A 23,669-nucleotide genomic window follows, 5' to 3' on the forward strand; every position below is an offset into this window, starting at 1 on the left:
TTTCATTCCGTACGGCCCGGGGCAGCACGCAGCGCACTCGTGGCACGCTCCTTGCCGTTGAGGTCCAGGTGCGTGGTGATGCCCTGCCATGCCCCGGCGTGCTCCATCATTGCCGCGATCCATCCGGCCTGGACTTCCGCATGCTCCATCACGAAGTAGCCGCCGGGGCGGAGCAGCCTCGCAGCGGACTCCGCTGCCGCCGTCGGGAGCTCCATGCCGTCCGCTCCCCCGCCATACAGGGCCTCGGGAGGGTCGTGAAGCGCCACTTCAGGTTCGTTCGGGACCGCCTCGGCGGGGATGTAGGGCGGGTTGGAAACCACGACGTCGACAGTTCCGTTCAGTTCCTGCAGCGCGTCCCGCAGGTCTCCGAGCACCAGGTGGACACCCAGCGGTGCCAGGTTCCTGGCGGCCCAGGCATGAGCGAGAGGGCTGAATTCCACGGCGTGGACCTCGGCCCCGGGCACTTCGGAGGCGACGGACCCGGCAATCGCACCGGAGCCGGTGCCCAGGTCGACAACACGCGGCGCTGCCGCTCCCTGAAGGTGGTCGATGACCAACTGGACCACGGACTCTGTTTCCGGCCGCGGGATGAAGACCCCTGGGCCCACCGCGAGTTCGAGGTAGCGGAAATGCGCCACTCCGGTGATGTGCTGCAGGGGCACCCGCCCGGCGCGCTCGGCCACCAGTTCCGCATACCCCTCCGGCGCCGGGGCATCCCCCAGCATCAGGGAGCGGAGACGGCCCAATCCCACATTGAGGAGATGGTCCGCCAACAGTTCAGCGTCGACGCGCGGGCTCGGAACACCGGCATCGCGCAGAATGGCGGTAGCTTCAGTGACCGCTTCCGCCAGGGTCTGGCCTGCACTCATACTGCGGTACTAGTCGCCGAGGGCGTCCAGGCGGGCCTGTTCGTCCATTTCGATGGCCGACTGGATGACCGGTTCCAGATCGCCGTTCATGACCTGGTCCAGATTGTAGGCCTTGTACCCGGTGCGGTGGTCAGCGATGCGGTTTTCCGGGTAGTTGTACGTGCGGATGCGCTCCGAACGGTCCATGGTGCGGATCTGCGACTTCCGCTGCTCCGAGTTGGCGGCGTCGATCTGTTCCTGCTGGTGGGCGAGGATGCGCGCCCGGAGCACGCGCATGCCGGCTTCGCGGTTCTGCAGCTGCGACTTCTCATTCTGCATGGCCACCACGATGCCCGTGGGCAGGTGGGTAATGCGGACGGCGGAGTCGGTGGTGTTCACTGACTGGCCGCCCGGTCCGGAGGAACGGTAGACGTCGATCTTGAGGTCGTTCTGGTTGATTTCCAGTTCCTCGGGCTCGTCGACTTCGGGCAGGACCAGCACGCCGGCGGCCGAGGTGTGGATGCGGCCCTGCGACTCGGTGACGGGAACCCGCTGGACACGGTGCACGCCGCCTTCGAACTTCAGCCGGGCGTAGACGCCCTCGGCAGGATCGTTCGAGCTGCCCTTGACGGCCATCTGGACGTCCTTGTAGCCGCCCAGGTCCGACTCGGTGGCGGAGATGATTTCGGTCTTCCAGCCGCGGGACTCCGCGTACCGGGTGTACATGCGCAGGAGGTCGCCGGCGAACAGCGCGGCCTCATCGCCGCCTTCACCGCCCTTGACCTCAAGGATCACGTTGCGGGCATCATCCGGGTCGCGCGGGATCAGCAGGCGGCGCAGCCTGGCGGCGGCTGCTTCCAGCTTCTCCTCCAGCTCAGGCACCTCGGCAGCAAACTCGGGATCCTCCGCAGCCATCTCCCTGGCCGCGGCCAGGTCATCCCGCAGGCCCTCCCAGCGGTGGTAAGCCTCAACAATGCCGTTCAGCTGAGCCGACCGCCGGCCCAGTTTACGGGCCAGCCGCTGGTCGGCATAAACAGCAGGATCCCCCAGCTGCGCCTGGATGGAATCATGCTCATCAAGCAGGCCTTGTACGGACTCAAACATTTTTCAAAACCTCTTTCGACTTGTACAAGTCTAGTAACCCGAGGGCGAAGGTAGACAAACGGGGAAGGTGACCCTGCTGGGTGGCGTTCGGTTTTGCCGCCCCGGGAGTGGCAGGTGACGTGCGGTCGTCGTCGCATTTTTGCCGGCCAGGGGCGGCATCTAAGGGTCGGGCCGAGGGGCCCGACGCGAGCTTGCGAGCGTTGGGAAGGCCCCTACCGCTGTCGGAGCGTTGCTGCTGACGTACGCAGTACGTCAGCAGCAACGCGAAGGGGCGGGGCCGGCAAAAAATGCGGCGACCCCACCCCTCAACTCAGCTACTTGTCGTTATCCGACTTCGCGCCAAGCGTCGTCTTCTGGACCTGCATGAGGAACTCGACGTTGCTCTGGGTTTCCCGGATCTTGTTGGTGAGCAGTTCAAGGCTCTGCTGGGTTTCGAGTCCGGAGAGGACGCGGCGCAGCTTCCACATGATCTTGACTTCCTCGGGGGAAAGCAGGTTCTCTTCGCGGCGGGTACCGGACGCGTTGACGTCCACGGCAGGGAAGATGCGCTTGTCGGCCAGCTGGCGGGACAGGCGGAGCTCCATGTTGCCGGTGCCCTTGAACTCTTCGAAGATGACCTCGTCCATCTTGGAACCGGTCTCCACGAGCGCGGTGGCCAGGATGGTGAGCGAGCCGCCGTTTTCGATGTTGCGGGCGGCGCCGAAGAAGCGCTTGGGCGGGTACAGGGCTGCGGAGTCCACACCACCGGACAGGATGCGGCCGGAGGCCGGTGCCGCCAGGTTGTAGGCGCGGCCCAGGCGGGTCATGGAGTCCAGCAGGACCACCACGTCCATGCCCATTTCCACCAGGCGCTTGGCGCGCTCGATGGAGAGTTCGGCCACGGTGGTGTGGTCATCGGCGGGGCGGTCGAAGGTGGAGGCAATGACCTCGCCCTTGACCGTGCGCTGCATGTCCGTGACTTCTTCGGGACGTTCGTCAACCAGCACCATCATGAGGTGGACCTCAGGGTTGTTGGTGGTGATCGCGTTCGCGATGGACTGCAGGATGAGCGTCTTGCCTGCCTTGGGCGGGGAGACGATCAGGCCGCGCTGGCCCTTGCCGATGGGGGCAACGAGGTCGATGACGCGGGGGCCGATCTTCTTGGGATCGGTCTCCAGGCGCAGGCGCTCGGACGGGTAGAGCGGAACCAGCTTGGCAAATTCCACCCGGTCCTTGAGTTCTTCGGCAGTCTTTCCGTTCACGGAGGTGACGCGGACCAGTGCGTTGAACTTCTGGCGGTTGGACTGCTGGCTGCGGTCTTCGCCTTCACGCGGTGCACGGATCGCGCCGACGACGGCGTCACCCTTGCGCAGGTTGTACTTCTTGACCTGGGCCAGGGAGACGTAGACGTCGTTGGGGCCGGGCAGGTAGCCGGAGGTACGGATGAAGGCGTAGTTCTCGAGGACGTCCAGGATGCCGGCTACCGGCAGCAGGACGTCGTCCTCGGTGACCTCGACGTCGTCCACATCCGGGCCCTGATTGCGGCCGCGGCGGCGGTCGTTACGGTCGCGGAAGCGGTCGTTGCGTGAGCCCTCGCGGTCCTGGCCGCCCGAACGGTCGCTGCGGTCGCGGCGGTTACGGCGGTTGCGGCGGCTTCCGCCGTCGGAATCATCGTCCCGGTTGTCATCACGGCGGTTTTCGCGCTGGCCGGAATCGCGCTGGCCGGAGTCACGGCCGCCGTCGGAGCCGTCGCGGCCGCCGCGGTTGCGGCCGCCTTCGCGGCGTTCGCGCTGGCCTTCGCCTTCGCCGGAACCCTCGGTGCGGGTTTCGGCAGCCCGCTCGGCGCCTGCCTGCTCGGCCGGTGCCTCGCCTGCCGAGGCACCCTGGGGTGCAGCAGCGGCGGCCTCGCCACGGCGGCGGTTACGGGTGCGGGGCTGGCGGCGGTCGGCGCCGGCCTCCGCAGTTTCGGAGGCCGCTTCGGGCTGCGCCGGAGCGGCTGCCTCGGCTGCGGCGGGCTCGACGGCGGCGGGAGCCACCACGCCGTCGCTCACGGCACGCCGGCTGCGGCCGCGGGTGCGGGTGCGGGCAGCGTCCGCGGCCGGGGCTTCGGACGTTTCCGGAGCAGCAACCGGGGCGGCGGCCGGAGCAGCTGCGCTCTCGGCGGCCTTCTCGGTGCGGACCGGAGCCTTGGCGGGCGTGCCGGCACGGTGGGCCGAGATCGCCGCGACCAGGTCCCCCTTGCGCATGCGGGAGCCGCCGGAGATGCCAAGCTGGCTGGCAAGGGCCTGCAGCTGGGCGAGCTTGAGGCCGGCCAGGCCGCTGCTCTTGGCGGATGCTGCCGGCGGTTCGGCAACAGAAGATGATAGTTCCACAGCTGGCGACAGCTCAGTGGTTTCGGTCACGAAGGATCCTTCCCCCTCGACGGCGTCCAGACCGGGAGCTGGACGCGATGATTTGATCTGGGCTGCAGTTCAGATCTGCAGCCGGGATTTCGGCCTTGCCGGATGGATTTCGGCCAGCAGGGCCGGATACTTCTCACCTTGCGTTCCGCCCGTGGCGGAACGCTTGACTGACGCTTGAGGGGCAGTTTGATGCTGCAGGTTCCTGCGACAGGCCAAGCAGGCGGCACCGGAATAGATTGCGCAGTAGAAGGCCGATGAGCAGCTAGGTGCAACAGCAGATCAGATAGGCGGAATTACCGCCGGTGCACGTCCACCTTAGCACCTTCAACGTCCACCGACAGCTTCAGCACGCGCCAGCCCACATCCGGCGTGTTGGCGGCTGTGAAGCCCGCAATGAAGTCCAGCGTCTTCGCGGCGTCCGATTCCCCGTTTGCCAGCACCAGCACCGTAGGTCCTGCGCCGGAAACCACGGCTGCGTGGCCCTGGGCACGGAGGGCCGCGATAAGTGCCGCGCTGGGCCGCATGGCCTCTGCCCGGTAGCTCTGGTGGAGGTAGTCCTCGGTGCCGGCCAGCAGGAACTCGGGGCTGTGCGTCAGCGCGTGGATCAGCAGCGCGGCGCGGCCGGCGTTCATGGCGGCAGCATGGTGGCCTACTGATGCAGGCAACAGGGCCCGCGCGGCCTCGGTGGAAAGCTCGAAGTCCGGAACGGCAACGATGGGAACCACCTGCTCCACTACGGTAGCCGTGGTGCTCCTGTACTGGTCACTGTCCTGCCAGGACAGCGCCAGTCCGCCGAAAATAGCGGGAGCGACGTTGTCCGGGTGGCCTTCCATTTCACTGGTCAGCTGAAGGATCCAGTCGCGTCCCCTGCGGCTTTCGGCCGGGACGAGCTGGTTGGCGGCAGTCACCGCGGCCACGACGGCAGAGGCGGACGAACCGAGGCCGCGGCCGTGCGGGTTCACGTTTTCCGCCGTGATCTTCAGGCCGCCGTGCTGGAACCCAAGCCGCCGGAAAGCTGCCTCCATGGCCCGTACCACGAGGTGGCTTTCGTCCCGCGGCAACGTTCCTGCCCCTTCGCCGCGCAGGTCGAAAAGCAGTTCGTCCGTGTCCAGGGTCTCCACGGTCAGGGTGTCATGCAGGCCAAGTGCCAGCCCCAGGCTGTCATAGCCGGGCCCCAGGTTGGCCGTGGTGGCCGGAACCCGCACGGTAACGCTCTGTCCCGCGTCGATAAGGTGCAGGCCCACGGACGGCCGGGATGTGGTGTCCAAGTCTATTTTTCTTCCAGTCCCAGTTCAGCTGCCACGGTGACGACGTCGTTCGGAACCTTTACGGGCTGGACGTCGCTGCCGTCCTCGGTGCGGAGCGCCCACTGCGGGTCCTTCAGGCCGTGGCCTGTGACCGTGATGACGATGGTCTTGCCCGAAGGCACCTCGCCTGCGGCGTGCTTCTTCAGGAGGCCGGCCACTCCTGCGGCGGAGCCGGGTTCCACGAAGACGCCCTCCTTGGCGGACAGCCAGCGGTGGGCCGCCAGGATTTCGTCATCGGTGACGGCGTCGATGAGTCCGCCGGACTCGTCCCGGGCGCCAATGGCGCCGTCCCAGGAGGCCGGGTTTCCGATGCGGATGGCCGTGGCGATGGTGTCCGGCTCCGTGATGGGGTGGCCGGCGACGAAGGGTGCGGCGCCTGCGGCCTGGAAGCCCCACATGGCGGGCGTCCTGGTGGAAACAGGCTCCAGGGTGCCGGCCGTGGCGGATTCGAAGGGTGCTGAGTACTCCTTGTAGCCCTTCCAGTACGCAGTGATGTTGCCGGCGTTGCCCACGGGCAGGACGTGGATGTCCGGGGCGTCACCCAGGGCGTCTACCACCTCGAACGCACCGGTCTTCTGGCCCTGGATGCGGGCCGGGTTCACGGAGTTGACCAGGAATACCGGGTAGGACTCCCCCAGTTTCCGGGCGATGTCCAGGCAGTTGTCGAAGTTGCCGTCTACCTGCAGCAGGGTCGCGCCGTGGGCGATGGCCTGGCTCAGCTTCCCCATCGAGATCTTGCCTTCGGGCACCAGCACGGCGCACTTCAGGCCGGCAGCGGTGGCGTAGGCGGCGGCAGAGGCGGAGGTGTTGCCGGTGGATGCGCAGACCACGGCCTTGGCGCCGGACTCCACGGCGGCGGTCATTGCCATGGTCATGCCACGGTCCTTGAACGAACCCGTCGGGTTCATGCCCTCGACCTTAAGGTACACCTGCGAGCCCGTAAGTTCGGACAGCTTCTGTGCGTGCACCAGCGGGGTTCCGCCTTCGCCCAGCGTAATGACGCGGGTGGCCGCGGTGACAGGCAGACGGTCAGCGTATTCGCGGATGACGCCGCGCCATTGGTGAGCCACTTAGACTCCTTCTACCCGCAGAACGGATGTAACTGAATTAACGACGTCGAGGCGCTTCACGGCCTCGACGGTGGCCGCCAGGGCAGCCTCGGGTGCGCGGTGGGTGACGATCCGAAGTTCGGCGGACTCCACGCTGGATTCCGCGTCGCGGTGGATGGTCTGCCGCATGATCTCAATCGACACGCCCTGCTCGGCGAACAGCTGCGTGATCCGGGCCAGTACGCCGGGCTGGTCTGCAACGTCCAGGCCGATGTAGTAGCTTGTGACGGCCGCGTCGATGGGCAGCGCCGGGATGTGGCCGGTGGTGGTTTCGGTGCGCTGGGGTCCGCCCAGGACGAGCCGGCGCGCCGCCGACACGAGGTCGCCCAGGACCGCCGAGGCCGTCGGCGTACCGCCGGCGCCCTGCCCGTAGAACATCAGCTCGCCGGCGTTTTCCGCCTCCACGAATACCGCGTTGAAGGCGCCGCGGACGGCGGCCAGCGGGTGTTCGCGCGGGAGGAGCGTGGGGTGGACCCGCACGGAAACCCCTTCGCCGCCGTCGGAATCAGTCAGCTTTTCAGCGATCGCAAGCAGCTTGATGACGAAGCCGGCGTCCTTGGCTGCGGCGATGTCGGCGGCGGTGACGCCACTGATGCCCTCGCAGTAGACCTCTTCCAGCGGGAAGCGGGTGTGGAAGGACAGGGTGGCCAGGATGGCGGCCTTGGCGGCGGCGTCGTGGCCCTCCACGTCTGCCGTGGGGTCGGCTTCCGCGTAGCCCAGTCGCTGGGCCTCCGCGAGGGCGTCGGCGAACTGTGCGCCCGTGGAGTCCATCTGGTCAAGGATGAAGTTGGTGGTGCCGTTGACGATACCCAGCACGCGCGTGATCCGGTCGCCGGAGAGGCTGTCGCGGATTGGGCGAAGGATGGGGATGGCGCCGGCGACGGCGGCCTCGTAGGAGAGCTGGACGCCGGCCTTGTCCGCTTCCTCGTAGAGGGTGGGGCCGTCCTGTGCGAGGAGTGCCTTGTTGCCGGTGACCACGCAGGCGCCGTTGCTTAGTGCGGAGAGGATCAGGGTCCGGGCCGGCTCGATGCCGCCCATGAGCTCGATGACCAGGTCCGCGTCCTTGACCAGCGTCCCGGCGTCGGTGGTGAAGAGCTCCTGCGGCAGGTCCACGTCGCGAGGAGCGCTGACATCGCGCACCGCGATGCCGCTGAGCTGCAGGCGGGCGCCGGTGCGGGCAGCAAGGGCGTCGGCGTCCTCAATGAGAATCCGCGCAACCTGGGCCCCAACGTTGCCACAGCCCAGCAGGGCTACTTTCAGGGTTCGCATTTCCGTCATTCAGGCTCCCATGTCGCGGTTCAGCAGGTCTTCTTCGGTTTCCCCGCGGACAATGAGCCGGGCTTTTCCGTCGCGCACCGCGACAACGCCCGGCCGGGCCAGATAGTTGTAGTTGCTCGAGAGGGCCCAGCAGTAGGCGCCGGTTCCCGGTACAGCAAGCAGATCACCGGCTGCCACGTCCCCGGGCAGATATACATCTCTAACAACTATGTCGCCGCTCTCGCAATGTTTGCCCACTACGCGGGACAGCTGCGGGGCCGCTTGGGACGTGCGCGAAGCCAGGATTGCCGAGTAATCCGCGTCGTAGAGCACCGGCCGGGCGTTGTCGCTCATGCCGCCGTCCACCGAAACATACCGGCGCGGATACGTAACGTTGTAACCGCCGTCACTCCCCGCAGCCTCCGGCGCATCCACGCGGACGGTCTTCAGCGTGCCTACTTCATAAAGCGTGAAAGTGGTGCTGCCCACGATGGCGCGTCCGGGCTCAATCGAGATGCGGGGAGACTTGATGCCCAGCTCACCGCAGGTTGAACGCACGACGGCGGCCATCGCCACCGCGATTTCCGCTGCGGGGCGGGGGGTGTCCACGGGGGTGTAGGCGATACCGTACCCGCCGCCGAGGTCCAGTTCCGGCATGGTGATGGCGTACTTCTCCTGCATCGCCGCCAGGAAACGGAGCAGTTTCTCTGCGGCCAGAGCGAAGCCGTCAGGCTCGAAAATCTGGGACCCGATGTGGCAGTGGAGTCCCAGGAGCTCGATGCCTGGATGGGCCGACGCTGCGGCCACTGCTTCTTCCGCGGCGGAGATGCCTGCCTCGGCCGTGGTGTCCGCGGCCATGGACAGACCGAACTTCTGGTCCTCGTGGGCGGTAGCGATGAATTCGTGGGTATGTGCGTGGACGCCGGGGGTCAGGCGCAGCATCACTTTCGCCTGCACGCCGCGCGCCTGCGCGATGTTGCCAACACGGACCAGTTCGTCGAGGCTGTCCACCACGATACGGCCCAGCCCCATGTCCAGGGCGCGATTGATTTCGGCGTCGGACTTGTTGTTGCCGTGCAGCGCCACGCGCTCGCCCGCGATGCCGGCACGGGCCGCAACGGCGAGTTCACCGCCGGAGGCAGTGTCCAGGCGCAGACCCTCTTCCTCCACCCACTTCACCACTGCGGTGCACAGGAAGGACTTGCCGGCGTAGTAGACGTCCACCCCGCCGCAGATGTCGGCGAACGCCGCGTCGAAGGAGTCCTTGAACGCCCTGGCCCGGTCACGGAAGTCCGCCTCGTCCATGACGAACAGGGGCGTCCCGAACTGTTGCTTCAACTCAGCGACGCCCACGCCGCCCACGGTGATGGCGCCGTCGGCCGCGCGGTCCACGCTGCCCGCCCACATCGGTGCGTGCAGCGCGTTCAGGTCCTCGGGGACGGCAAGCCAGCCGGGGGCCAGCGGTGACTCGGCAGGGTTGGGCGTGGCCGCCGCATTTCCGGTTTGCGCAGACATGCGCCTCACATCCGTTCCGGCGCCGAGACGCCCAGCAGGTCGAGTCCATTGGCGAGCACCTGGCTGGTGGCGTCATTCAGCCACAGGCGGGTGCGGTTGAGGTCGGTGACGGGCTCGTCGCCCATGGGTGCCACACGGCAGGCGTCGTACCAGCGGTGGTAGGCGCCGGCGATGACTTCCAGGTGGCGGGCCACGCGGTGCGGTTCGCGCAGCTCCGCTGCCTTGGCCACAATGGACGGGTAGCTGCCCAGGTGCGAGAGCAGTTCGTTTTCCGTGGCGTGGTCCAGCAGGGACGCGTCGAAGCGGTCAGTGCCGTCCACCTGGCGCTCCACGCCGGCAGCCACCGCGTTGCGGGCGGCACCGCGGGACCGCGCGTGGGCGTACTGGACGTAGAACACCGGGTTCTCGTTGCTGTGCTTCTTCAGCAGCTCCGGGTCCAGGGTCAGCGGCGAGTCAGCAGGGAAGCGGGCCAGCGAGTAACGGACGGCGTCCTTGCCCAGCCAGTCGATCAGGTCCTTGAGCTCGATAATGTTGCCCGCGCGCTTGGACAGCTTGGCGCCGTTGACGGACACCAGCTGACCGATCAGAACCTCGATGTTCTTCTCCGGATCGTCGCCTGCCGCGGCGGCAATGGCTTTGAGCCGGTTGATGTAGCCGTGGTGGTCCGCGCCCAGCAGGTAGATCTTTTCCGTGAAGCCGCGGTCCTTCTTGGACAGGTAGTAGGCGGCATCAGCTGCGAAGTAGGTGGGTTCGCCGTTGGCGCGGATCATCACACGGTCCTTGTCATCGCCAAAGTCGGTGGTCCGCAGCCAGACCGCACCGCCGTCGTCGAAGACGTGGCCCTGCTCGCGAAGGCGCGCCACGGCACTTTCGATGGCGCCGGCGTCGTGCAGTTCCTGCTCCGAGAAGAATACGTCGAACTCAACGCCGAAATCCGCCAGGGTCGACTTGATGTCCTTCATCTGCGCCTCGTAGGCGGCGGCGCGGATGACCGGGAGGGCGGCAACTTCGGTGAGCTCGCGGATATCGGGGTGCGCGGCAAGGACTTCGTGGCCCAGGTCCTGGATGTACTGGCCCGGGTAGCCGCCTTCGGGCACCGGGAGTCCGTGGAGCCGGTTATAGACGGAGTGCGCGAAAGTGTTCATCTGCGAGCCGGCGTCGTTGATGTAGTACTCGGCGGTGACGTCCGCCCCGGATGCCCGGAGGACGCGCGCGATGGCGTCGCCCAGGGCAGCCCAGCGGGTATGGCCGATGTGCAGCGGGCCGGTGGGGTTGGCGGAGACGAACTCCATGTTGACCGTGTGGCCGGCGAGCGCGGAATTGGTGCCGTACTGGGCCCCGGCCCCGACGATCACCTTTGCCAGGGCTCCGGCGGCGGCAGCGTCGACGGTGATGTTGAGGAACCCCGGCCCGGCGATCTCCACGCCGGCAACTCCGTTGATGTCCTTGAGACGGCTGCTCAGGACCGTAGCGAATTCCCGCGGGTTCGTGCCGGCCTGCTTGGCCAGCTGCAGCGCGATGTTGGTCGCCCAGTCGCCGTGGTCGCGGTTCTTCGGCCGCTCCACCCGGACCTCGTCGGGCACAGCGGATGCCGAAAGGACGATCTCGCCGGCGGCGACAGCGTCTTTCAGGCAGGCGGATATGGCGAGGGAGAGTTCTTCGGGAGTCACCCCTCTAGCCTACCGGGGGCCAGTCACAGCAAAGAATTTTCACCACCGCTTCGCCGATTGTTCCTCCCGCCGCAGCAGTCCGAACCAATTTCCCCGTTGCTGCGTTGACAATGATGAAAAGACCTAAGCATTTCCTCTGACGAACGGCCGCGCCATGAGACCTTCCGTACGCAAGACCCTCTTCGCCGGCGTCGCCGGCCTTTCCCTCGCCGGCACCGTGGCGGCGTGCGCACCAACCTCCACTGGCACCACCTCACCGGACGCCGCGACGGGCGGTTCGGGGACGCCTGCCGCTCCTTCGGCCGCATCTCCAGGTACATACAAGGACGGCACATACAGCGCGGACGGCAACTACGTCTCCCCCAACGGCACCGAAACCGTGGGCGTGCAGCTCACTCTTGCCTCCGGGACGGTCACGGACGTCAAGATCACTGAACATCCCAGCAACCCAAACACACGGAAATTCCAGGGCGAGTTCGCCGGCGGAATTGCCGACCAGGTGGTGGGCAAAAACATCGACGACCTGAACATCTCCAAGGTAGCCGGATCATCACTGACCAGCGGCGGTTTCAACCAGGCCCTGGAGCGCATCAGGTCCCAGGCTCAGTAGCCGTGGCGGCGGGAAGATAGCCGTGGCGGCGCAGGCAACGGCCGGACAGCACTCCTTCGCTTTCGAAGGGATCGGCACGCGGTGGGAGGTTTCCACGCCCGCAGTCCTCCCGGCAGCGCTGCGGACGCGCCTGCGTGACCGGGTCGAGGCGTTCGACGGCGACTGGTCGCGTTTCCGCCGCGGCTCCCTGGTGGCTGCCATGGCGCGGGCACCGGGGAGCTATCGATTCCCGGCTGAAGCGGAAGTCCTCGGCGGGCTCTACCGGCGGCTGTACGAGCTCAGCGGCGGCGCTATGACACCGCTGATCGGAGGCAGCCTGGAGCAGCTGGGCTACGACCCCGATTACTCTTTGCAGCCCCGCGGTTCAGCAACGCCCGCCCCTGCGTGGGACGACGTCCTAAAGTGGAGTGGCCGCTCCATCACCACACAGAGTCCGGTGGTCCTGGATATCGGGGCTGCGGGAAAGGGGATGCTGGTGGACCTGCTGGCCGCTGAACTGGAAGCTGCCGGTATGGAGTCCTGCTGCATCGATGCCAGCGGCGACCTGATGGTCCGCGGTCCCGAACCCCTCGCCGTAGGCCTCGAGCACCCCTACAACCCGGCGCAGGCGATCGGCGTTGTATCCGTACGCAACCAGGCGCTCTGCGCTTCAGCGGCAAACCGCCGCGCCTGGGGTGACGGACTGCATCACGTGCTGGATGGGACCACAGGAAGGCCGGTCCGGACAGCGGTGGCCACCTGGGCCCTGGCCGACACCACCGTGCTGGCAGACGCATTGGCGACCGCACTGTTCTTCATGCCCGGCAGCGCGCTTGAGAAGGACTTCGATTTCTCGTGGCTCACTGTCTTTTCCGACGGCAGCGCCGCCTACTCCCCCGGGTTTGCGGGGACACTGTTCACATGAGTGCTTCGCATCCACCGGCTGCTTCGCGCCCTGCGGGCAGGTCCAAAGGCCACACCGTCCGCGGCGGGGTGGACACGGCACTGGGCCGGATCACGATGTACCGGCTCATCCTGATCGTCCTCGCCGTGCTTACCGCCTACAGCCTGGTGCTGGAGCTGTTGGGCTGGCTGACCTTTGGCCTGCCGGAGATGGCGGCGCACCTGGTTATCTGCCTGGGTGCGACGTACGCCGCCAACAGGGTGATGGCCGCGTTGTTCCGTGTTCCGCCGCATCCGGAGTCGCCCTTGATTACCGGATTGCTGCTCTACTTTCTTTTTTGGCCGTCCTTCAGGGCCATGGACGTTGCAGGCACCCTGCTGGCGTGCGTGTTCGCTTCGATGTCCAAATACGTCCTCGCCTGGCGCGGACGGCACGTTTTCAACCCCGCCGCCGCTGGAGCTTTTCTCGCCGGACTGACGGGCCTGAACATCGCCACTTGGTGGGCTGCCACGCCTGCCATGATGTTCGTGCTGGTTCCCGGAGTCCTGCTGGTGCTTTACCGAGTGGGAAAGTTGCGCGTGGCCGGGGTGTTCCTGGCTGTGGCGGCCGGCATCATCACGGTGGAGCTGCTCCGGGCCGGAATGTCGGCGGGGCAAGCGCTGTGGCAGGCCCTGGCGCAACGGCCTTTGCTGTTCTTCGTGGGCTTCATGCTTACGGAGCCCCTCACGCTGCCGCCGCGGCGATGGCAACAATTCGCCGTGGCTGCCCTGGTGGGTGTGGTTTTCGCGGTGCCCTACAACCTGGGGTTCGTGGCAAACTCACCCGAGCTCGCGCTGTTGCTCGGCAACCTCGTGGCGTTCCTTGCCGGCCAGCGGGGGACGATGAATCTGTCATTCGTTGCCTCGAAGCCCCTGACAGCTACGACGCATGAATTTTCGTTCCAGCCGTCCCGCCCCGTGCGTTTCCTGCCAGGGCAGTACATCGAAGTGGACTTGCCGCATGCCCGCTCAGACGGGAAAGGCCGACGGCGGGTCTTCAGCCTGGCAGGCAGCCCCCACGACGGTCTGGTTCGGTTCGCTGTCCGCGCCTCGGAGCCCGTTTCCGCTGCCAAGGGCGTACTCCTGGCACTGAAGCCGGGGGACGCACTGAAAGCCACCAGTGTGGGAGGCGATTTCCTGTTGCCCCGCGACCCGGCAAAACCGGTCCTGCTGGTTGCCGCCGGGATCGGAATCACGCCATACATGTCCTACTTGCGGTCAGGGGAACTCCAGCGCCGCGACGCTGTCCTTTTGGTCCTGGCCAGGTCTACAAACGAGGTGCCTTACGCCGACGAGCTCCACCGGGCCGGAACCCGGACCATCATCCGGACGGCCGACAGCGCCTTGGCCAACGCTGACCAGTCAGGGGCCAACCCCTCCCCTGCCGACCATTCTTACACCCGCCGCGATGTGTCACGGGCAACCGCTGGCGCTGGCAGGCTGGACGCAGCCGGGCTGCACGCTTTGGTCCCGGACATCCACAGCCGCGAGGTGTACATCTCGGGTTCGCCGTCCTCCGTCGCATCTCTGCGGACAGCCGCGCGGCAGGCAGGTGCGCGACGCGTCCATACAGACTCCTTCGCCGGGTACTGATGGTCCTCCCCGGCTGTCCCGCGGCTGATTTTCCTTTGCGGGCCACCTTCCTGCTAAGCTCTAGGACGTCCCGCCAGCAACGGCGGGAATCCGGATTGCCCTCGTAGCTCAGGGGATAGAGCGTCTGCCTCCGGAGCAGAAGGCCGTAGGTTCGAATCCTACCGAGGGCACCAGAAAAAGAAGCACCCTGTCGCTGACAGGGTGCTTCTTGGTTTCTACCCTGAATCCCTGGCGCGCCGTAGGTTCCCGAAAACTGCTCCCACCGCCCTATGTCTGCAGCAGTCCGGTGGTGTGGATCGTTTCGAGGAATGCCTCCCAGGCGTCGCCCAGGGGGTCTTCGGGGAGGGTGTCGGGGCAGGGGTAGGTGTCCCAGGCGGGGTGCGCCGGGTGGAGGTCGCGGGCATCGATGTAGCGGAAGCCGGTTGGGTCATGCGGTGCCTCATCCGGCGGGTATTCGGTGTTCGGGCAGGAGTGCTCCGGGTCCGTAGGGTTCGGGAGGTGTTCGGGCAGCATGCAGCCGTGCGGGTGCTCGGGCACGCGGTCGATGTTGAGCGTGGTGGCGGGCAGTTGGGATGGGTGCCAGGAGTGGGGTTCGGTGTTGTAGTGGCGTCCGGCCGGTGAGGTCCAGCCTGGTGGTGTGGTTTTGGTGGCCGGGGTGGGGGTCCAGGTGCTGGCGTGTTTGAGCCGGTGGTGTTTCGGGCAGGGCTGGGCGAGGTTGCTGATGCCGGTGGTGCCGCCGTGCCGCCAGGCGGTGAGGTGGTCGGCGTCGTTGTCCAGGGAGTGGTTGGTGCAGCCCGGGAACGGGCACTTCGTGTCGCGCAGGCGGAGCCAGTTCCGCATGGCCTGCGGGATGCGGTAGCTGGTCCGGCCGATCTCCAACGGCGCCCCGTCGCGGGGGTCAACAAGGACCCGGTAGAACGAGTCCGCACCGTCAGCCAGGATCTGGCGGGCGATGGAGGCCGGGACGGGCCCGTACCCGTCCAGGTCTGCCGGTTCGTCCGTGAGCCCCAGCAGCGCGAACACCGGCACGGTGACCAGGACCTGCGCTTTGGGGACCGGCACCCGCGCCAGGGCACCGTTACCGGTCCGCCCCTCCTCGGCCAGCCCGGCGGAGTCAGCACCGGCATCAACGGCGGTATCGGCGGCGCCACGGGCGGCACCATTCTCGGTGTCGGTGTGGGTGTCGGTGTCGGGGTCGCGCCCTGAACCGTTGCCGCCGGCTGTGGCGTGGTCGGGGGCTGTGTTGTTGGTCAGGAGGGCGGTGGCGAAAATGTCGGCGCGGAGCTGGGTGAGGGTCCGTGACTCGGTGGGGCCCTGGAGGGCGCGGGCGATCGCGGTGGTCCGGTTCCAGATCGCCTCGGCCTGGTGCGCGGGAAGGTACGCGCTGAACCAGGACATCCCGTCCCGGTCCGCCGAACACTCGACCCTGCGGTCCGCGACACCCCGCACATGCCGCTTCTCCAGGCTCTCGGGGTGGTGCCGTTCGCGCCAGGCCCGCACCCGGGACCGGAACCTCCCCGGCGTCAGATCCCCCGCCACACACCCCCACACCCCGCCAGCCAGACCACCAGCGCCAGCCGCATCAGGATCAGCCACACCAGGGCCGGCCGGGTCCGGCGCATCGGGGTCGGGAAGGGACGGTTGTGGGGTGAGGAAGTGTGTTTCCAGGGCTGTGGTCCCGGCGGTGGTGAGGCCGGTGGTTTCATCACACGCGATGACCGCGTGGCGCCAGGAGATCGCCCCGGCCTGCAACGCACCCAACGTTACGGGCAGGTCCGTGCACAGGGCCCGGGCCTGGGACAGGAACAAGGCCGCGGCGCCGTCACTGATCCGCAGGAGACAGCCGACCTCGGCCCGGATCGACACCTCCAGCATCCCCGCGGCCTTCACCGCCGGCGGAGCGAGGACCGTTTCGAGCTCGACGAACCGGGCAGCAGCCCGGGCCTTCAACGCCGCGGCCTTCGCCTCACACCGGGCCGCTTCGGCCATCACCTCCAGGAGGGCATCGGCCTCGACCCGCACCGGATCAGCCCACCAATCCCGCACCCCACCACCAGGGACACCGGCAGTCTCCGCCGCACCCGCATTGCCTGAAGGCCGCGCAGCGTTGGCGGAAACCTTGCCGGCGACGGCGCCGGAATTCGGGCGGGCAGCCATGGTCCCCGGAACAGCGCCACTGGCAAAACCCGGGCCGGCAGCACTGGCGGAACCCGGGCCGGCAGCAGCCTGCCGCACCAGCGCATCCAACCGCGCGGCGGAGCCCCCAACAGCCTCCACCGCCAACCCGATACCCCCACCAAAACCCATACCCACATCATCCAACGAGGGTCCGACAATTTGAGCCGGGCATCTCAACGAACCTGTCCCCGGGATCACAGGGCCTTGCGACGGGGTTCCGGGACATAGGCCGCAGTAAGCCCAACAGGTGTGCCGTCGCGTAATTGTCACAGGCCGCTCGTACGCTGATTTGACCACGTTGAGGGGGTACGCCATGGATGTTCCATTTTGTTCAATCGTTCCGCCATACCTGCTGAAGCGCCTTGCCCGGCTGGATGCGCCACAGTTCTCGGCAGCTTCCCGGGCAGCCAAGGAGGCGCTGGGGCATGTCCGCTCCGTCCAGGCAGCCCGCCGCCAGGCCGTCGGACTGGAGCCGCCGAAAGCTGCACGGGCTGCAGCTGCCGGCCTCCCGCAGCGATCCATCTTCGACGCCGGGGGCGCGGAAATCCTCCCCGGCATGCTGGTACGGAAGGAAGGCGGGAAGCCAACGGGGGACGCCTCGGCCGACGAGGCCTACGACGGACTCGGCCACACCCACCGGCTCTACGCCGACGTCTTCGGTCGCGATTCCATCGACGGCAAGGGCCTCCCGCTTAACGCCACCGTTCATTTCGGCAAGCTGTATGACAACGCTTTCTGGGACGGCACCCAGATGGTCTTCGGCGACGGCGACGGCGAGGTCTTCGACCGCTTCACCAAGTCACTCAGCGTCATCGGCCACGAACTGGCACACGGTGTCACCCAGTATTCGGCGGCGCTTGCCTACCGCAACCAGGCCGGCGCGCTCAATGAGTCAATGTCGGACGTTTTCGGCGCCCTCGTCGAGCAGCATGTGCTGAACCAGCCAGCCAAGGAAGCATCATGGCTCATCGGCGAGGGACTTTTCACGCCTGGGGTGGAGGGCCTCGCCCTCCGCTCCATGAAGGCTCCCGGGACAGCGTACGACGACGATGTGCTGGGTAAGGATCCACAGCCGGATTCGATGGACTCGTATGTGCGGACCAGTGCAGACAATGGCGGTGTGCACATCAATTCCGGAATCCCCAACCGGGCGTTCTACCTCGTGGCCGACCAGCTTGGCGGATACGCCTGGGAGGCACCCGGCAGGATCTGGTACGAGGCGCTGACCTCGGGTTCCTTACCTGCGACCGCCACTTTCACCGTCTTTGCCCGCGCTACGACAGGCGCCGCCGTCGAGCTCTACGGGAACAGTTCCCCAGAGCATGACGCCGTGCGCCAGGCATGGGAAACTGTGAAGGTCAAACTATAGACCGCGTGCCAGGCGTGGCCCACCGCCACTGCCCGGCAGAAGCCAGGCACGCGGAACTCCAGGGGCCAGGCATGAAGATCAGTGTGGAACGCTCGGGCGGCATAGCAGCGCTGACCCGCGTCTGGACCGTGAACGCCCAGTCGCCAACAGCCCGCGACCAGTGGCAACCCATTATCGAAGCCTGCCCTTGGGATGCGGTGCCCCGTACGGCAAGCGCTGCCGCCCGGGAATTCGCCGGCGTGGGACAGCCGGACCGCTTCATGTATTCCATCCGCGCCGGCCAGCGACGGGCTGCACTGCCGGAGCGGGCCGTCACCGGGCCGTGGCGGGTTCTGGTGGACAGCGCCAGGGCTGCCGCCGAAACAGCGGACACCCCAACGGCCGCGGACCCGTCAGCCGATCCCGGCGTCTCCGGAAATCCGGATCAGTCGGCTGATTCTGGCAGCGAATAGCGCCGTAAACCGGTCAGCCCGCAGCCGCCAAATTCCCCCGGAAGGCCCGCCGGTAGGACTGCGGGCTGGTATCCAGCACCTTGGCAAAGTGGTGCCGCAGCAACACGGGGTGGCCAAATCCCGACTCACGGGCAACCTCTTCGATGTTAAGGTCCGTGGATTCGAGCAGTTCCTGGGCCCGGAGTACGCGTTGGGAATTGAGCCAGGCGGCCGGTGTGGCCCCTGTTTCGGCGCGGAACCGCCGGGCAAAGGTCCGCGCCGACATGTGGACCCGGGCGGCCAGTTCGTTGACCGGATGTTCCTGGTCCAGGTTCTCCACCATCCATCGCAGCAACTGCTCCATCGGAGCGGAACCACAGGCAGGAATGGGCCTCTCGATGAACTGGGCCTGCCCGCCGTCACGGTGCGGCGGCACCACCATGTCCCGGGCGATCGCCGCAGCAACCTGCGCGCCGAGCTCCACCCTGACCAGATGAAGGCAGGCGTCGATCCCGGCTGCGGTTCCCGCCGAAGTGATGACGTTGCCGTCCTGTACGTACAGCACGTTCTCATCGACCTGGACCCCCGGGTACTTCGCCAGTTCACCGGAAAAGTGCCAGTGCGTGGTGCAGCGGCGCCCCGCGAGCAACCCTGCTTCAGCCAGAGCAAAGGCCCCGGAACAGATGGACATGACCCAGGCACCCCGTGCATCGGCAGCACGCAAGGTCTCAAGGACAGATTCCGGCAAGCCCTCCGCCCGCCCGAACGGCGTCATGATCACCAGGTCCGCATCAGCTGCCGCTTCCAGGCCCAGCTCCACCTCCATGGCCACGCCGGACTGCGCCGGCACCCTGCCTGGCATGGGCGTACACACCCGGAAATCGAAAGCCGGGACGCCGCTCCCGCGCCCGGAACGGTCGGTCCCGAAGACCTCCATGACGGTCCCGAACTCGAACATCGAAAAGTGGGGAGCCACGATTACCGCAACGCTTTTAAGCATGCCTCCAGTGTGGCAGAAATATGCCTCTTTTGGTCATTTCTGCCACTGTTTTCTCGAAGGCGCCAGGAGAACCATGGAGTTATGGAATCATAGCTACCCTCGCCGTCGTCATCATCATCATGTCCGCCACCTCCACGGTGGCGGCGCTGCTCAGGGATGGCCGCGGCAACACGCCGCCGGTCGCCTCCCACGAGGCGTGGTCCGCCCTGGACCTTCCGAGCAGCGGCTACTCGTTCCGCATCTTCTAGCCGGTCCGGGCGCCCCGCAGCCCCAGGGCAGAGCCGCCCAGCCACCGAAACCAAAGCCAGGCCGCAGTAGACTGTCTGCAGCCATGACATTGCATATTTCCTATCCCGCCGAGCTGCCGGTCTCCGAGCGCCGCGAGGACCTCATGGCGGCCATTGCCGCCAACCAGGTCACCATCATTGCCGGCGAGACCGGCTCGGGAAAGACCACCCAGATTCCCAAGATGTGCCTGGAACTCGGCCTCGGGGACAACGGGCTGATCGGACATACCCAGCCCCGCCGGCTGGCAGCGCGCACGGTTGCCGAACGCATTGCCGAAGAGCTGGGCGTGGAAATCGGCCAGGAAGTGGGCTTCCAGGTCCGCTTTACCGGGGAGGTCAGCAGGGCCACCAAGGTCAAGCTGATGACGGACGGCATCCTGCTGGCCGAAATCCAGCGGGACAAGCTGCTGCGCAAATACAACGCGATCATCATCGACGAGGCCCACGAGCGCAGCCTCAACATCGACTTCATCCTGGGCTACCTCAAGCGGATCCTGCCGCAGCGCCCGGACTTGAAAATCATCATCACCTCGGCCACCATCGATCCGGAACGCTTCGCCAACCACTTCGGCACCCAGGAAGAACCCGCGCCCATCATCGAGGTCTCGGGCCGGACCTACCCCGTGGAAATCCGCTACCGACCCCTGACCCAGCCCAGGGAGGACGACGAAGAGGCTTCTGACGACGAACTCGAGGAGGACCGCGACCCGCTGGATGCCGTGTGCGACGCCGTCGACGAACTCGCCAACGAGGCGCCGGGCGACATCCTGGTGTTCTTCTCCGGGGAGCGCGAGATCAGGGACGCGGCGGACGCCCTCCAGGCCCGCATCCAGTCCAACCGCCGGCTTACAGGCACCGAGGTACTCCCCCTCTTCGCCCGCCTCAGCCTGCAGGAGCAGCACAAAGTCTTCCACCCGGGCAGCAAAAGGCGGATCGTGCTGGCCACCAACGTGGCGGAAACGTCCCTGACGGTACCCGGCATCAAGTACGTCATCGACACCGGAACCGCCCGCATCTCCCGCTATTCGCACCGCACCAAGGTCCAGCGGCTGCCAATCGAGCGCGTATCACAGGCTTCCGCGAACCAGCGCTCGGGCCGTTGCGGCCGAGTCTCGGACGGCATTGCCATCCGCCTCTACTCCGAGGAGGACTTCGAGTCCAGACCCCAATTTACGGACCCCGAAATCCTCCGCACCAACCTCGCCGCCGTCATCCTCCAAATGACCGCTATGGGGGTGGCCAGGGGCCCCAAGGACGTGGAGGCATTCCCCTTCGTTGAGCCGCCGGAGACCCGGGCAATCAACGACGGCGTCAACCTCCTCCGCGAACTGGGCGCCCTTGCGCCCACCAGCGGAGCGAATAACGATGGCGCGAAACGTGGCGGTGGCCTCACCGCCGTCGGACAAAAGCTTGCGCAACTGCCCGTGGACCCCAGGCTGGGCCGGATGATCGTGGAGGCCGGAAAGCGCAACTGCGTCCGGGAAGTCATGATCCTCGCCGCTGCGCTCACCATCCAGGACCCCCGCGAGCGCCCAACGGACAAGCAACAGCTTGCGGCGGAAAAGCACAACCGGTTCAAGGACGAGAACTCGGATTTCACCGGTTACCTGAACCTCTGGAACTACCTGCAGGAAAAGCAGCAGGAGCTTTCCTCGTCGGCATTCCGCCGGCTGTGCCGGGCCGAATTCATCAACTACCTGCGCGTGCGCGAATGGCAGGACCTCTTCGCCCAGCTGCGCCAGCTTGCCCGCCCGCTGGGCATCAGCCTGGACAACAAGCGCCTGGCGGATCCCGTGGGCAACCATGACGGAATCCACATCAGCCTACTGTCCGGCCTTCTGAGCCACATCGGAATCCTGGACGAACGCAAGCGCGAGTACGCCGGCGCCCGCGGCAGCCGGTTCGCCATTTTCCCGGGATCCGCGCTGTTCAAGAAGTCGCCCACGTTCGTGATGGCGGCGGAGCTGGTGGAGACCAGCCGCCTGTGGGCGCGCGTCGCTGCGAAGTTCGATCCGCTGTGGGCGGAGCAGGTGGCTCCGGACCTCGTCAAACGCAGCTACAGCGAGCCACACTGGTCCACGCGGCAGGGCGCCGTCATGGCCTACGAGAAGGTCACCCTCTATGGGGTGCCGATCATCGCCCAGCGGCGGATTAACTACGGCCGGGTGGATCCAGCCGTGGCGAGGGAACTCTTCATCAGGCACGCTCTGGTGGAGGGCGACTGGAAGACCCATCACAAGTTCTTCCACCGCAACCGGGCGCTCCTGAACGAAGTGGAGGAACTCGAAAATCGCATGCGCCGCCGGGACCTCCTGGTGGATGACGAGACGCTGTTCGAGTTCTATGACGCGCGCGTGGGCCCCGACGTCGTCTCCGAGCGGCATTTCGACAAGTGGTGGAAGGAGGCCCGGCAGAAGAACCCCGACCTCCTCGACTACGACAAGTCGCTGCTGCTCAGCGACGACGCGGAGGACCTCGACGAGTCGGCGTACCCCAGGACCTGGCGCCACAAGGGATTCGACCTGCCGCTGACCTACGAGTTCCACCCGGTTGCGCACGGCTCACCGCCGAATCCGTCCGACGGCGTCACGGCCGAAGTGCCGGTCCTGTTCCTCAACCAGCTCGATGACGCCCCGTTCCGCTGGCTCATCCCGGGCCAGCGCGTAGAGCTGGTGACGGCGCTGATCAAGTCCCTGCCCAAGAACATCCGCAAGAACTTCGTTCCGGCCCCGGACGTCGCGCGCCAGGGGGTGGCAGCAATGGAAGCGGACTTCGATCCTGCCACCGATGACCTCGAGCCTTCGCTGGAGCTCGCGCTGCGCCGCATCCGCGGGGCCATCATCCCGCCCGGTTCCTGGAACTGGGATGCCGTTCCGCCGCACCTGCGCTTTAGCTTTAAGGTGGTGGACAGCAAGGGTATGGTCCTGGACGAAGGCAAGGACCTTGCAGCGCTCCAGGAGAAGCTGGCCCCCGCCACCCGCCGCGCCATCGCAGAGTCCCTGGGCGCCACACCGGCATCCACGGTACCTGTCAGCCGGGGCAAGGTCGCGGGAGGCAAGAGCGGCGGCAACGGGAGCAGGCCGCAGCGCGGCAAGGACGCGTACGACGGCGCCGCACCGCAGGGCGCGCAGCCCGCCGGGGTTCCGGCGGACTCAGCCCCTGCCGGGTTCGTGGAGCAGGACGGCCTGGTCGAATGGAGCTTCGGCACCCTGCCGCGTGAAGTCAGCAGCATGGTGAAGGGCCACACTGTGACCGGCTATCCGGCACTCGTAGACTACGGCACCTCCGTCTCCTTGCGGGTGTTTCAGACGTCCGCGGAACAGCTCGATGCCATGCGCGGCGGCGTCATCCGGCTGCTGGCGCTGCGTGTTCCGGCGCCGGACCGGTATGTGCTGGAGCACCTGAACAACACGGAGAAACTAACGTTCAGCCAGAACCCGCACGGCTCGGTCTCTGCCCTGATCGCCGACTGCGCGCTGGCTGCCATCGACAAGCTCACGCCGGAGGAACTCCCCTGGGACCGGGAGTCCTTCGATGCGTTGTACGAGGTGGTCCGTGCGGAGCTGATCGATACCGTCTTCAGCGTCACCGCCGTCGTCGAACGTATCCTTGCCAGTACGCGGAGGATCGAGAAGCAGCTGAAGGGAACCACCAGCCTCGCCCTGATCAGTGCACTCAATGACATTAAGAGCCAGCTGGAGCAGCTGGTCTACCCAGGTTTTGTGGCACGCACGGGCTACGCGCAGCTCAGCCAGCTCCCCCGGTACCTGACCGCCATCGAACGGCGCCTGGAACGCCTGCCGGGCAACGTGCAGCGGGATGGCCTGAACATGGCCGTGATCCAGCGGCTGGAGGACGACTACGACGACGCCGTGGCCGCCCTCCTCCCCGGGCGGAAGGCCGGCCGGGAGTTAACCCAGGTGCGCTGGATGATCGAAGAGCTCCGGGTGAGCCTGTTCGCCGTCGAGCTCGGCACGGCGTATTCAGTGTCCGAGAAGCGGATCCGCACTGTGCTGAACAAGGCGCTCGCCCCCGCCTGACCGGAGGACTTTGCGTGACCGGGGAACTTTCCTGACGGGCAGCCGGCCT

Annotated in this window: 17 protein-coding genes and 1 tRNA gene; 8 read left to right on the forward strand and 10 right to left on the reverse strand. The window is 66.8% G+C overall.

The genetic code is table 11. The annotated features are described in order from the left end of the window. Window positions 1–2 precede the first annotated feature (2 nt). The 8 genes from prmC to argS form a co-directional block, all read right to left on the reverse strand. The gene (gene prmC, locus ACIQCM_RS03450) at window positions 3–869 is read right to left on the reverse strand and encodes a peptide chain release factor N(5)-glutamine methyltransferase (RefSeq protein WP_400603289.1); all 867 of its coding nucleotides are present in this window, start codon (window positions 867–869) and stop codon (window positions 3–5) included. Window positions 870–878: 9 nt separating this feature from the next. Further along, the gene (gene prfA, locus ACIQCM_RS03455) at window positions 879–1,952 is read right to left on the reverse strand and encodes a peptide chain release factor 1 (protein ID WP_400603288.1); all 1,074 of its coding nucleotides are present in this window, start codon (window positions 1,950–1,952) and stop codon (window positions 879–881) included. Between the two features lie 314 nt (window positions 1,953–2,266). Then, on the reverse strand, window positions 2,267–4,333 hold the full coding sequence (gene rho / locus ACIQCM_RS03460) for a transcription termination factor Rho (RefSeq protein ID WP_400603287.1): 2,067 nt from the start codon (window positions 4,331–4,333) through the stop codon (window positions 2,267–2,269). Window positions 4,334–4,626: 293 nt separating this feature from the next. Next, window positions 4,627–5,601, reverse strand: a complete 975-nt coding sequence (thrB, locus tag ACIQCM_RS03465) for a homoserine kinase (protein WP_400603286.1) — start codon at window positions 5,599–5,601, stop codon at window positions 4,627–4,629. A 2-nt stretch (window positions 5,602–5,603) separates the two neighbouring features. Then, window positions 5,604–6,710, reverse strand: coding sequence for a threonine synthase (thrC, locus tag ACIQCM_RS03470; RefSeq protein ID WP_400603285.1), 1,107 nt, complete (start codon window positions 6,708–6,710; stop codon window positions 5,604–5,606). Continuing rightward, window positions 6,711–8,027, reverse strand: coding sequence for a homoserine dehydrogenase (locus ACIQCM_RS03475; protein WP_400603284.1), 1,317 nt, complete (start codon window positions 8,025–8,027; stop codon window positions 6,711–6,713). Next, window positions 8,028–9,521: a diaminopimelate decarboxylase gene (gene lysA / locus ACIQCM_RS03480; RefSeq protein WP_400603283.1), complete on the reverse strand. Its 1,494-nt coding sequence runs from the start codon at window positions 9,519–9,521 to the stop codon at window positions 8,028–8,030. Window positions 9,522–9,526: 5 nt separating this feature from the next. Then, window positions 9,527–11,191, reverse strand: coding sequence for an arginine--tRNA ligase (gene argS / locus ACIQCM_RS03485; RefSeq protein WP_400603282.1), 1,665 nt, complete (start codon window positions 11,189–11,191; stop codon window positions 9,527–9,529). Between the two features lie 154 nt (window positions 11,192–11,345). Here argS and ACIQCM_RS03490 point away from each other — a divergent pair, with 154 nt between their 5' ends. From ACIQCM_RS03490 to ACIQCM_RS03505, 4 genes are all read left to right on the forward strand, one after another. Next, window positions 11,346–11,801, forward strand: coding sequence for an FMN-binding protein (locus ACIQCM_RS03490; RefSeq protein WP_400603281.1), 456 nt, complete (start codon window positions 11,346–11,348; stop codon window positions 11,799–11,801). Between the two features lie 22 nt (window positions 11,802–11,823). Further along, complete coding sequence (locus ACIQCM_RS03495; RefSeq protein WP_400603279.1) at window positions 11,824–12,705, forward strand: FAD:protein FMN transferase; 882 nt, start codon at window positions 11,824–11,826, stop codon at window positions 12,703–12,705. A 95-nt stretch (window positions 12,706–12,800) separates the two neighbouring features. Next, window positions 12,801–14,315 (forward strand): FAD-dependent oxidoreductase, encoded by a 1,515-nt coding sequence (locus ACIQCM_RS03500; protein ID WP_400604253.1) that lies wholly within the window; start codon window positions 12,801–12,803, stop codon window positions 14,313–14,315. 97 nt (window positions 14,316–14,412) lie between these two features. Next, window positions 14,413–14,488, forward strand: a tRNA-Arg gene (locus ACIQCM_RS03505). A 94-nt stretch (window positions 14,489–14,582) separates the two neighbouring features. Here ACIQCM_RS03505 and ACIQCM_RS03510 read toward each other — a convergent pair. Beyond that, window positions 14,583–16,622: a DUF222 domain-containing protein gene (locus tag ACIQCM_RS03510; RefSeq protein ID WP_400603278.1), complete on the reverse strand. Its 2,040-nt coding sequence runs from the start codon at window positions 16,620–16,622 to the stop codon at window positions 14,583–14,585. Window positions 16,623–16,806: 184 nt separating this feature from the next. Here ACIQCM_RS03510 and ACIQCM_RS03515 point away from each other — a divergent pair, with 184 nt between their 5' ends. Continuing rightward, window positions 16,807–17,862, forward strand: coding sequence for a M4 family metallopeptidase (locus ACIQCM_RS03515; protein WP_400603277.1), 1,056 nt, complete (start codon window positions 16,807–16,809; stop codon window positions 17,860–17,862). A gap of 71 nt (window positions 17,863–17,933) precedes the next feature. After that, a complete protein-coding gene (locus tag ACIQCM_RS03520) occupies window positions 17,934–18,314 on the forward strand; it encodes a protealysin inhibitor emfourin (protein WP_400603276.1) in 381 nt (126 codons plus the stop codon). Window positions 18,315–18,327: 13 nt separating this feature from the next. Here the strand turns inward: ACIQCM_RS03520 and ACIQCM_RS03525 are convergent, their stop codons facing one another. Beyond that, window positions 18,328–19,293 carry a GlxA family transcriptional regulator gene (locus ACIQCM_RS03525; protein WP_400603275.1) on the reverse strand — a complete coding sequence of 322 codons (966 nt, stop codon included), beginning with the start codon at window positions 19,291–19,293 and terminating at the stop codon, window positions 18,328–18,330. A 20-nt stretch (window positions 19,294–19,313) separates the two neighbouring features. On the opposite strand from ACIQCM_RS03525, the gene ACIQCM_RS03530 reads away from it, so the two are divergent. Further along, complete coding sequence (locus tag ACIQCM_RS03530; RefSeq protein WP_400603274.1) at window positions 19,314–19,541, forward strand: hypothetical protein; 228 nt, start codon at window positions 19,314–19,316, stop codon at window positions 19,539–19,541. 83 nt (window positions 19,542–19,624) lie between these two features. Beyond that, window positions 19,625–23,620: an ATP-dependent RNA helicase HrpA gene (hrpA, locus tag ACIQCM_RS03535; RefSeq protein WP_400603273.1), complete on the forward strand. Its 3,996-nt coding sequence runs from the start codon at window positions 19,625–19,627 to the stop codon at window positions 23,618–23,620. Window positions 23,621–23,669 lie beyond the last annotated feature (49 nt).

Origin of the sequence: Pseudarthrobacter sp. NPDC092439, assembly GCF_044754945.1 — a bacterium.
Classification (GTDB): Bacteria; Actinomycetota; Actinomycetes; order Actinomycetales; family Micrococcaceae; genus Arthrobacter.